The sequence below is a fragment of the Pseudomonas sp. R62 genome (assembly GCF_000257605.1).
In the GTDB taxonomy this organism is placed as follows: domain Bacteria; phylum Pseudomonadota; class Gammaproteobacteria; order Pseudomonadales; family Pseudomonadaceae; genus Aquipseudomonas; species Aquipseudomonas atacamensis.
The window spans coordinates 2273787-2284101 of record NZ_JH635998.1 but is presented as its reverse complement, the minus strand read 5'-3'; the positions used below and the strand labels follow the sequence as shown (position 1 = coordinate 2284101).

The following is a 10315-nucleotide window of genomic DNA, read 5'->3' as shown; positions in this document are numbered from 1 at the left end:
AGAGTTGCCCATGAACACGCCCAACGTTGAAGCCGTGAAACAGGATGAACTGAACTGCTGGCGCATCCGCCACGGCAAGGCCGAAGTGCTGGTGGCCCAGCAAGGCGCGCACATCCTCAGTTATCAGATCGACGGCCAGCCGCCGATCATCTGGCTCAACGACAAGGCCGAGTTCAAGACCGGCAAAAGCATCCGCGCCGGCGTGCCGGTGTGCTGGCCGTGGTTTGGCAAATTCGAACGCAACCCGAGCAGCGTGCAGGCCATGTACACCGGCGCGCAACCGGCCCCCGCGCACGGTCTGGTGCGGGCGATGGATTGGCAGTTGGGCAACATCGAATCAGAGGCTGACGGCATCAAGGTCGAGTTCAAGCTGCCCTACCCGGAAGGTGGCCTGCCGGGCTGGCCCCACGAAGTCGATCTGACCCTGACCCTGCATCTGGCGGATCAACTGCATTACAGCCTGACCAGCCATAACCGTGGTACTGACAGCGTCACGCTGAGTCAGGCGCTGCACACCTATTTCGCCGTGAGTGACGTGCGTAATGTGCATGTCGACGGCGTGGCCGGGCTGAATTACATCGAGACCCTGGACGACTGGAACACGGCCAGCCAGAGCGGCGATCTGCATTTCGCCGGCGAGACCGACCGCATCTACCTCGACGTTCCGCCGCAATTGAGCATCGTTGATCCGACCTGGGAACGACGCATTGTGCTGACCTCCACCGGCTCGCGCACGGCGGTGATCTGGAACCCATGGATCGACCGCGCCGCCGCCCTGCCGGACATGGACAACGATGGCTGGCAGCGCATGCTGTGCATCGAAACGGCGAATGTGATGGATGATCTGGTCACCCTGGCGCCGGGGGCGAGCCATACCATGGGTGTCAGCGTAGCCGCTGCACCGCTCTAAGCTCTAGCACCATACAAAAGGGCAAAGAGCCCTGTGGCGAGGGGATTTATCCCCGCTGGGTCGCGCAGCGGCCCCCGCTTTTTTTAAATCAAAAGCTGGGGCCTGCTGCGCAGTCCAGCGGGGATAAATCCCCTCGCCACAGATAAATCCCTTCACCACAGATAAATCCCCTTACCAAAAAGGCTCACTCCTACATTTATGTGCGGCGCGCTTTAGAGGTCAGCCTCCTGCACCACCCGCACCTTCTCCGCCTCCAGCGCATACGCCGCATCAGCGAGGTCATTGCTGACCTTCTCGATTTTCAGCGTGCCGGTCACCCACAGCGGAGTGTAGATATCGTCCAGCTTCAAACCCTTCGGATATCGCACCAGCACCAGTTGATTGGGCGGCGGTGGCGGTACGTGGATGCAGGCGCCCGGATACGGCACGAGGAAGAACAGCGTGCTGCGGCCCTTGGCATCGGACTCCAGCGGCACCGGGTAACCACCGATGCGGATGTGCTTGTCGTTCATCGACGCCACGGTTTTCGTCGAATACATCACCGCCGGCAGACCTTTGGCCTGCTTCATCCCGCCTTTCTCGGTGAAGGTGCCGGTGGCTTCGGGGGAGTTGTGGTCGATTTCCGGCATGGCCTCGAGGGCCTTTTGATCCGACTTGGGCATCAGTTCCAGCCAGTCGGTTTCCGGTAGTTCGCCGGCGTGGGCGAGATAGCTGCCCAGCAAGAGGAGAGTCAACAGAAGACGGCGCATGAAGGTGCTCGGCAGGCAAAGGAATGGACGGTAAGTCGCCGCGCATTCTAGCCCTCCCGGCCGCGCTGGCCGAGAGGGCTTTGTCGCTTTCGATCAGTTCTTTTTGATCAGACCGTAGATCACCAGCAACACGACAGCGCCGACCAGTGCGCCGAGGAAACCCGCGCCCTCGCCCGCCTGATAGATGCCCAGAGCCTGGCCGCCGTAGGTGGCTGCCAGCGAACCGCCGATACCGAGCAGGATGGTCATGATCCAGCCCATGCTGTCATCGCCCGGTTTCAGGAACCGAGCCAGCAGGCCGACGATCAAGCCGATAAAGATGGTTCCGATAATTCCCATGGCATTTCCCTCTGATTTGGTAGATATGCCAAAGCCTAGACAGACTTTGGCATCCTGCCATGAGAGAACGGCGGCCCCTGAATGGTTCCGCCGCGGCCACATGAAACTGGTTTACTCGGCGATCAGCGCTTGGACCTTGATGATCTGCGCCTGCAGCGTGGCCATGTCGGCGCAGCGCAGGTTGGCGTGGCCGACCTTGCGTCCGGCCTTGAAAGCTTTGCCGTAGTGATGCAGATGGCAGTCTTCGATGGCGATGACTTTCTCCACCGGCGGCACTACGCCGATGAAGTTGAGCATCGCGCTCTCGCCGACCTTGGCGGTCGAACCCAGCGGCAGGCCGGCCACGGCACGCAGGTGGTTTTCGAACTGGCTGCACTCGGCACCTTCGGTGGTCCAGTGCCCGGAGTTGTGCACGCGCGGGGCGATTTCGTTGGCTTTGAGGCCACCGTCGACTTCGAAAAACTCGAAAGCCATCACGCCGACGTAGTCGAGGTGTTTAAGCACGCGACTGGAATAATCTTCCGCCAGCGCCTGCAACGGGTGATCGGTGCTGGCAACCGACAGCTTGAGAATGCCGCTGTCGTGGGTGTTGTGCACCAGCGGATAGAACTTCGTTTCACCGTCGCGGGCACGCACGGCGATCAGCGACACTTCGCCGGTGAACGGCACGAAGCCCTCCAGCAGGCAGGCAACGCTGCCCAGTTCGGCGAAAGTACCGGCAACATCTTCCGGCTTGCGCAGGACTTTCTGGCCCTTGCCGTCGTAACCCAGGGTGCGGGTTTTCAGCACGGCCGGCAGACCGATCAAAGCGACGGCGGCGTCCAGGTCGGCTTGCGACTGGATGTCGGCGAAGGCCGGGGTCGGAATGCCGAGGTCCTTGAACATGCTCTTTTCGAACCAGCGATCACGCGCAATCCGCAGGGCTTCGGCGCTCGGGTAGACCGGCACGAATTGCGACAGAAACGCCACGGTTTCGGCCGGGACGCTTTCGAATTCGAAGGTCACCAGATCGACTTCATCGGCCAGTTGGCGCAGATGATCCTGATCGCCGTAATCGGCCCGCAGGTGTTCGCCCAGCGCGGCCGCACAGGCGTCCGGCGCAGGGTCGAGAAAAGCGAAGTTCATGCCCAGCGGAGTGCCCGCCAGGGCCAACATGCGACCCAACTGGCCGCCACCGATTACACCGATCTTCATTTCAACAACCTCAGGCAATACGTGGGTCTGGATTGTCCAGGACGCTGTCTGTCTGCTCGGCACGGAAGGTTTTCAGTACCGCATGAAATTGCGGGTGCTTGGCGCCGAGGATGCTCGCCGAGAGCAGGGCGGCGTTGATTGCGCCGGCCTTGCCGATGGCCAGGGTGGCGACCGGAATGCCCGCCGGCATCTGCACGATCGACAGCAGCGAATCGACGCCCGAGAGCATGGCCGACTGCACCGGCACGCCCAGCACCGGCAGGTGGGTCTTGGCCGCACACATGCCTGGCAGGTGGGCGGCGCCACCGGCACCGGCGATGATCACCTCGATGCCGCGGCTTTCAGCCTCTTCGGCGTACTGGAACAGCAGATCCGGGGTGCGGTGGGCGGAAACCACCTTGACCTCGTACGGGATGCCGAGCTTTTCCAGCATATCGGCGGTGTGGCTAAGGGTGGACCAATCGGACTTGGAGCCCATGATCACGCCAACCAGTGCACTCATCGTCGCGCCTCTTCTCTCTGGAGCGCCCGCAGGCGCGTCATAAAACAACAAGCCACGCAGGTTGCGTGGCTTGATTGTACGAAAAATGGCCGGACGTGCCGGCCGAAGGCCGCGCAGTATACCGCAAAGAAAGCAATAAACAGCCCCCTGCGCGACCATCTGTCATCTGCCGCAAAAGCCCGGTTTTATTGACCTGAAGGTCAGCCAAAAAGATCAAAAGATCGCAGCCTTCGGCAGCTCCTACAGGGATATGCATTCCAATGTAGGAGCTGCCGAAGGCTGCGATTTTTTCAGGAGGCTTGCGCAGCACCGCCTTCCAGCTTGCGCCACAGCAACCGCACGTTGGCCTTGCGCACCAGGGCGCAGCGGTACAAACGAATCTCCAGCGGCACATGCCATTGCGGGCCGCCGCACACCACCAGTTCACCGCGGGCCAGCTCAGCGCGCACGCTCAGTTGCGGCACCCAGGCAATGCCGAGGCCTTCCAGCGCCATGCTTTTCAGGCTGTCGGCCATCGCGGTTTCGTAGATCGTGGTGAAGCGCAACTGGCGCTGGCGCAGCAAGCCGTTCACCGAACGGCCGAGAAACGCCCCGGCGCTGTACGCCAGCAACGGCACACTCGCCTCGCCTTCCAGATCGAACAGCGGTTTGCCATCCAGATCTGCCGCGCACACCGGCAGCATCTCGGTCTGGCCCAAATGCAGCGACGGGAAGATTTCCGGGTCCATCTGCATCGCCGAATCCGGGTCGTAGAACGCCAGCATCAGATCGCAGCCACCTTCACGCAAAGCGTGCACGGCGTCGCCAACGTTGGTCGCCACCAGCCGTGTGGCGATGTTCAGCCCTTCGTTGCGCAACTGGGCGATCCAGCGCGGGAAAAAGCCCAGCGCCAGCGAGTGTGCCGCCGCCACCTGCATCACCTCGCCCTGCCCGCCTTCCAGATGATGCAGGTGGCGCAGCACTTCACCGAGTTGTTCGACCACGGTGCGCGCAGTCACCAGAAACAACTGCCCCGCCGCTGTCAGTTCGACCGGCGTGCGCGAGCGATTTACCAAGGTCAGCCCCAGCGCCGCTTCGAGGCTGCGGATCCGCCGACTGAACGCCGGCTGGGTCACGAAGCGCCGTTCGGCCGCCTGCGAGAAACTGCGGGTGGCGGCCAGGGCACTGAAGTCCTCGAGCCATTTGCTTTCCAGATTCATCACGTCCTCCCGGACACGCACCAAAACAGGTCACACGTCTGCCGCACAGGCGGCGTCACATGGGCATTATGCCGAATGTGCATAGGGCAGTGCTGAACAGCATTGGCCCAAAAATCCCTACAAGCCTAGCATTCGCAGCGTTCCGGCACAGACCGGGTCCTTATCGAGATGATTTCTATCATGTCCTCCGCTGCATCTTTCCGCACAGAAACCGACCTGCTTGGCGCCCTCGAAGTACCGGCCCATGCGTACTACGGCATCCAGACCCTGCGAGCGGTGAACAACTTCCGCCTCTCGGGCGTTCCGATTTCGCATTACCCGAAACTGGTTGTGGGCCTGGCGATGGTCAAACAGGCCGCCGCTGACGCCAACCGCGAGCTGGGTCACCTGAGCGAAGCCAAGCACGCTGCCATCAGCGAAGCCTGTGCCCGATTGATCCGCGGCGATTACCACGAAGAGTTCGTGGTCGACATGATTCAAGGTGGCGCCGGCACCTCTACCAACATGAACGCCAACGAAGTGATCGCCAACATTGCTCTGGAAGCGATGGGCCACGAGAAAGGCGAGTACCAGTACCTGCACCCGAACGACGACGTGAACATGGCGCAGTCGACCAACGACGCCTACCCGACGGCGATCCGCCTGGGTCTGCTGCTGGGTCACGACGCGCTGCTGGCCAGCCTCGACAGCCTGATTCAGGCGTTCGCGGCCAAGGGTAAAGAGTTCGACCACGTCCTGAAAATGGGCCGTACCCAGCTGCAAGACGCCGTGCCGATGACCCTCGGCCAAGAATTCCGCGCGTTCGCCACCACCATGGGCGAAGACCTCGCGCGTCTGAAGACGCTGGCCCCGGAACTGCTGACCGAAGTCAACCTCGGCGGCACCGCGATCGGCACCGGCATCAACGCCGACCCGCGTTATCAGGCACTGGCTGTTCAACGTCTGGCTTTGATCAGCGGGCAACCGCTGGTACCGGCCGCCGACCTGATCGAAGCGACCTCCGACATGGGCGCCTTCGTGCTGTTCTCCGGCATGCTCAAACGCACCGCGGTCAAGCTGTCGAAGATCTGCAACGACCTGCGCCTGCTATCCAGCGGCCCACGCACCGGCATCAATGAAATCAACCTGCCGGCGCGTCAGCCAGGCAGCTCGATCATGCCCGGCAAGGTCAACCCGGTGATCCCGGAAGCCGTGAACCAGGTCGCGTTCCAGGTCATCGGTAACGACTTGGCGCTGACCATGGCAGCCGAAGGCGGCCAGCTGCAACTGAACGTGATGGAGCCGCTGATCGCTTTCAAGATCCTCGATTCGATCCGCCTGCTGCAACGCGCCATGGACATGCTGCGCGAGCACTGCATCGTCGGCATCACCGCCAACGAAGCGCGCTGCCGCGAACTGGTCGAGCATTCGATCGGTCTGGTCACCGCACTGAACCCGTACATCGGCTACAAAAACGCCACCCGCATCGCCCGTATCGCCCTTGAAAGCGGCCGCGGCGTGCTGGAACTGGTGCGCGAAGAAGGTCTGCTCGACGAAGCCATGCTCGCCGACATCCTGCGCCCGGAAAACATGATTGCCCCGCGTCTGGTTCCGCTCAAAGCCTGAGCCGACGCGAACTTGTAGCACCGCTCACCAGGTCGAGGGACTAGACACCTCTCACCTTTTGAGGGCTTGGGGATTTTGTCCCCGAGCCCTTTTTTTTAACTGTTTATCCTGAGACCCGAACGTAGGGGGACTGAACAATATGCAGGTGAGCCTTTGTGGCGAGGGGATTTATCCCCGTTGGGCTGCGAAGCGGCCCCGATACCAACAATAAGGATGTACCAGAAACACCGCGCGCAATGGTTTACGACTGCTTCGCAGCCGAACGGGGATAAATCCCCTCGCCACAAACGCCAAGTGTTTCAAAGCTTCGTTTCGTCGCTTGCACCACTACCGTGCAGACGGGCGCGCCACTGATCGGTATAGTGCCGCCCCTCTTCGCGTGAGCGGTCGTCGGTAACGAGGCCATAACCCATGCGAAACCCGAACTAATAACAAAACCCGCGATATGGATCCGGGACGAAACCTTCGCCTCACCCGTCGTGCCGCGTGCATGCCGGTGTAACACGATGTTTCTCCGCTCCAGCATTTGCACCCACAAAAAACAGCGAGGATAAATCCATGCTCGAAGTCATCAACGACTTCCTCTCAGGGAAAGTACTGATCGTGCTCATTGTCGGGCTCGGTAGCTACTTCACGATTCGCTCGCGTTTCGTTCAACTGCGTCACTTCTTCCACATGTTCGCGGTGTTCCGCGACAGCCTCAAAGGCAGCGCCGGGCAACTCAGCTCGTTCCAGGCCTTGATGCTCAGCCTCGCCGGCCGCGTCGGTGCAGGCAACATTGCCGGTGTCGGCATCGCCGTGACCCTCGGTGGTCCGGGTGCGGTGTTCTGGATGTGGGTGACCGCACTGGTCGGTATGTCCAGCAGCTTCTTCGAGTGCACCCTGGCCCAGGTCTACAAGCGCGCCGATGGCGACGGCCTGTACCGTGGTGGCCCGGCGTATTACATCCAGCACGGGCTCAAGCTCAAGGGCATGGCGATAGTCTTCTCCGTTCTGCTGCTGGTCACCTACGGCTTCGCCTTCATCGGCCTGCAGTCCTACACCGTGACCCACTCGCTGCAGAACGCCTTTGACTTCAACCCACAACACACCGGGATCGTCCTCGCGGTGCTGCTGGCCATCACCTTTATCGGCGGGATCAAGCGCATCGCTTCGGTCTCCGACCTGCTGGTACCGATCAAGACCCTGGCCTACATCGGCGTGACCCTGTACGTGATCGGCACCCAGATCGAACACGTACCGGCCATGCTGGAAACCATCTTCAAGAGCGCCTTCGGCCTCGACCCGGCCTTTGCGGGTCTGCTCGGCAGCGCCATTGTCATGGGCGTGAAGCGTGGCGTGTTCGCCAACGAAGCGGGCCTGGGCAGTGCGCCGAACGTCGCCGCTGTGGCCGCCGTCAAGCACCCGGGCGCGCAGGGCGTGGTCCAGGCTTTCAGCGTGTTCCTCGACACCTTCGTGATCTGCACCTGCACCGCGCTGCTGATCCTGCTGTCGGGCTTCTACACCCCGGGCTTCGAAGGTGACGGCATCGTCCTGACCCAGAACTCGCTGGCTGCCGTGGTCGGTGACTGGGGTCGCATGTTCGTCAGCGTCGCGCTGTCGCTGTTCGTCTTCACCTGCATCCTCTACAACTACTACCTGGGCGAGAACAGCTTGCAGTTCCTCAGCCGCAACCGCGCCCTGCTGATGCTGTTCCGCGGCCTGGTGCTGGCGCTGGTGGTGTGGGGTTCGATGCAGGACCTGACGACGGTATTCGCCTTCGCCGACATCACCATGACCTGTCTGGCCTTCGTCAACCTCGTGGCCCTGGCCATGCTGTTCAAGGTCGGCCTGCGGGTGATGCGCGATTATGATGAGCAGCGTCGCGCCGGCGTCAAACAGCCAGTGTTCGACTCGAGCAAATTCGCCGACCTGGATCTGGATCGCAACGCCTGGCCGGTGAACCCGCCAGCAGCGGCGGGCCAGACTGAAACTGCGCCGCAAGGCGTACCTGCAGCGCAACGCTGACAGGTGAATGACGGGCGCATCCCCTGCGCCCGTCAGTTATTGTGATGCAATAACCTGCAGGAGTGAGCCTGCTCGCTCCTGCAAGGCCCTCATCGTTTCGGAGAATCCTATGAGCTCGTCGACCTATCCCGCCGCTCAACACGTCATGGTGCTCTACACCGGTGGCACCATCGGCATGCAGGCCAGCGCCAACGGGCTGGCCCCGGCGTCCGGTTTCGAAGCGCGGATGCGCGACTACTTGCACAGCCAGCCTGAGCTGGTAGTGCCGCAGTGGCAGTTTCGGGAAATGTCGCCGCTGATCGACAGCGCCAACATGACCCCGGCCTACTGGCAGCAACTGCGCGAAGCGGTGGCCGATGCCGTGGACGTGCAAGGCTGCGACAGCGTGCTGATCCTGCACGGCACCGACACGCTGGCGTACAGCGCGGCGGCGATGAGTTTTCAGTTACTCGGCCTGCATGCCCGCGTGTGTTTCACCGGCTCGATGCTGCCGGCAGGTGTGACCGACAGCGATGCCTGGGAAAACCTCGGCGGCGCGCTGGTCGCCCTCGGCCAGGGCCTGGCGCCGGGCGTGCATTTGTACTTCCACGGCGAACTGCTGGCGCCGACCCGCTGCGCGAAAGTGCGCAGCTTCGGCCGCCATCCGTTCAAACGCCTGGAGCGTCAGGGCGGTGGTGTGAAGGCGCCGTCGATCCCAGTCGCGCTGAACTACAACCAGCCGAAACAACTGGCGAAAGTTGCGGTGTTGCCGCTGTTTCCCGGGATCAGTGCCGAGGTTCTCGACGGCCTGCTCGACAGCGGCATTCAAGGTCTGGTGCTGGAATGCTACGGCAGCGGAACCGGGCCGAGCGACAATCCAGAGTTCCTCGCCAGCCTTGGCCGCGCACGGGATAACGGCGTGGTGGTGGCTGCAGTGACGCAATGCCATGAAGGTGGGGTCGAGCTGGATATCTACGAGGCTGGCAGCCGCTTGCGTGGGGTCGGCGTGTTGTCCGGTGGCGGCATGACGCGCGAGGCGGCGTTCGGCAAGTTGCATGGCTTGCTGGGGGCCGGGCTGGAAACGGCTGAAGTGCGTCGATTGATCGAGCTGGATTTGTGTGGTGAGTTGATCTGAGCACGGCGCTGGATTGCCCCTCACCCTAACCCTCTCCCAGAGGGAGAGGGAACTGATCGTAGTGTCTTGCGCTATACACCGACCTGATAAACAGTGTCGATTATGGATTCGGCGGCGGCGTCTCACGTCGGTGTATTTCTGCAATATCCCCGTTCGGCCCCCTCTCCCTCTGGGAGAGGGCTGGGGTGAGGGCCTGCGGCATGCAACTTGCTGCGTTCCAGCCACCTCCAGGCTGGAAGATCCCATGCTCCACTCCCACCTCACCACCCTCAACGCGGTCTCGCTGATCCTCAACACGTTCAAGGCCGAAGGCCTGTCGAGCGAGGCGCTGCTGGCTGGCAGCGGCATCGTGGCGGCGGATCTGCAGCGTGCCGATACGCGCATCACCACCCATCAAGAGATGCAGGTCTGCACCAACGCGGTTGCGCTCAAGCGTGACATCGGTCTCGAATTGGGCCGGCGCATGCACGTGTCCTGTTACGGCATGCTCGGTTACGCCCTGCTGACCTGTGCCACCTTCGGTGACGCTTTGCGGCTGGCGATCCGTTATCCGGCGCTGTTGGGCACGTTGTTTGAACTGAGCCTGGAAGACGATGGCGAGCAGGTCTGGTTCGTCGCTGCTGATTACCGTGAAAGCGCGGCGATGGCGGTGTTCAACGCCGAATTCTGTCTGGTGTCACTGAAAGTCATCTGCGA

General features: G+C 62.0%; 11 protein-coding genes. 5 read left to right on the top strand and 6 right to left on the bottom strand.

Annotated features, from left to right (window positions below; all coding sequences use genetic code 11):
• Positions 1–10 precede the first annotated feature (10 nt).
• Positions 11–910, top strand: coding sequence for a D-hexose-6-phosphate mutarotase (locus tag OQK_RS11255; RefSeq protein WP_016772477.1), 900 nt, complete (start codon positions 11–13; stop codon positions 908–910).
• Positions 911–1122: 212 nt separating this feature from the next.
• On the opposite strand, the gene OQK_RS11250 is transcribed toward OQK_RS11255, so the two are convergent.
• From OQK_RS11250 to OQK_RS11230, 6 genes are all read right to left on the bottom strand, one after another.
• Positions 1123–1659, bottom strand: a complete 537-nt coding sequence (locus OQK_RS11250; RefSeq protein WP_016772476.1) for a DUF3299 domain-containing protein — start codon at positions 1657–1659, stop codon at positions 1123–1125.
• Positions 1660–1752: 93 nt separating this feature from the next.
• Positions 1753–1998 carry a GlsB/YeaQ/YmgE family stress response membrane protein gene (locus OQK_RS11245; RefSeq protein ID WP_016772475.1) on the bottom strand — a complete coding sequence of 82 codons (246 nt, stop codon included), beginning with the start codon at positions 1996–1998 and terminating at the stop codon, positions 1753–1755.
• Between the two features lie 111 nt (positions 1999–2109).
• Entirely contained in the window at positions 2110–3192 is a 1083-nt protein-coding gene (locus tag OQK_RS11240) for a 5-(carboxyamino)imidazole ribonucleotide synthase (RefSeq protein WP_016772474.1), read from the bottom strand.
• Between the two features lie 10 nt (positions 3193–3202).
• The gene (purE, locus tag OQK_RS11235; protein WP_007920220.1) at positions 3203–3694 is read right to left on the bottom strand and encodes a 5-(carboxyamino)imidazole ribonucleotide mutase; all 492 of its coding nucleotides are present in this window, start codon (positions 3692–3694) and stop codon (positions 3203–3205) included.
• Between the two features lie 37 nt (positions 3695–3731).
• The gene (locus tag OQK_RS29930) at positions 3732–4004 is read right to left on the bottom strand and encodes a hypothetical protein (RefSeq protein ID WP_157221874.1); all 273 of its coding nucleotides are present in this window, start codon (positions 4002–4004) and stop codon (positions 3732–3734) included.
• Positions 3985–4893, bottom strand: coding sequence for a LysR substrate-binding domain-containing protein (locus tag OQK_RS11230; RefSeq protein ID WP_016772473.1), 909 nt, complete (start codon positions 4891–4893; stop codon positions 3985–3987). The genes OQK_RS29930 and OQK_RS11230 overlap by 20 nt, the downstream gene beginning before the upstream one ends.
• A 180-nt stretch (positions 4894–5073) precedes the next feature.
• Between OQK_RS11230 and aspA the strand changes: the two genes are divergently transcribed.
• From aspA to OQK_RS29220, 4 genes are all read left to right on the top strand, one after another.
• Complete coding sequence (gene aspA, locus OQK_RS11225; RefSeq protein WP_016772472.1) at positions 5074–6498, top strand: aspartate ammonia-lyase; 1425 nt, start codon at positions 5074–5076, stop codon at positions 6496–6498.
• A gap of 558 nt (positions 6499–7056) precedes the next feature.
• The gene (locus OQK_RS11220) at positions 7057–8505 is read left to right on the top strand and encodes an alanine/glycine:cation symporter family protein (protein WP_016772471.1); all 1449 of its coding nucleotides are present in this window, start codon (positions 7057–7059) and stop codon (positions 8503–8505) included.
• 109 nt (positions 8506–8614) lie between these two features.
• Positions 8615–9619 carry an asparaginase gene (locus OQK_RS11215; RefSeq protein ID WP_016772470.1) on the top strand — a complete coding sequence of 335 codons (1005 nt, stop codon included), beginning with the start codon at positions 8615–8617 and terminating at the stop codon, positions 9617–9619.
• Positions 9620–9863: 244 nt separating this feature from the next.
• The coding region (locus OQK_RS29220) for an AraC family transcriptional regulator (RefSeq protein WP_016772469.1) at positions 9864–10315 on the top strand (452 nt) is incomplete at its 3' end.

Coding starts and splice junctions, on each gene's coding strand:
- OQK_RS11255 (WP_016772477.1), top strand. CDS start 11: ATGAACACGCCCAACGTTGAAGCCGTGAAACAGGATGAACTGAACTGC.
- OQK_RS11250 (WP_016772476.1), bottom strand. CDS start 1,659: ATGCGCCGTCTTCTGTTGACTCTCCTCTTGCTGGGCAGCTATCTCGCC.
- OQK_RS11245 (WP_016772475.1), bottom strand. CDS start 1,998: ATGGGAATTATCGGAACCATCTTTATCGGCTTGATCGTCGGCCTGCTG.
- OQK_RS11240 (WP_016772474.1), bottom strand. CDS start 3,192: ATGAAGATCGGTGTAATCGGTGGCGGCCAGTTGGGTCGCATGTTGGCC.
- purE (WP_007920220.1), bottom strand. CDS start 3,694: ATGAGTGCACTGGTTGGCGTGATCATGGGCTCCAAGTCCGATTGGTCC.
- OQK_RS11230 (WP_016772473.1), bottom strand. CDS start 4,893: ATGAATCTGGAAAGCAAATGGCTCGAGGACTTCAGTGCCCTGGCCGCC.
- aspA (WP_016772472.1), top strand. CDS start 5,074: ATGTCCTCCGCTGCATCTTTCCGCACAGAAACCGACCTGCTTGGCGCC.
- OQK_RS11220 (WP_016772471.1), top strand. CDS start 7,057: ATGCTCGAAGTCATCAACGACTTCCTCTCAGGGAAAGTACTGATCGTG.
- OQK_RS11215 (WP_016772470.1), top strand. CDS start 8,615: ATGAGCTCGTCGACCTATCCCGCCGCTCAACACGTCATGGTGCTCTAC.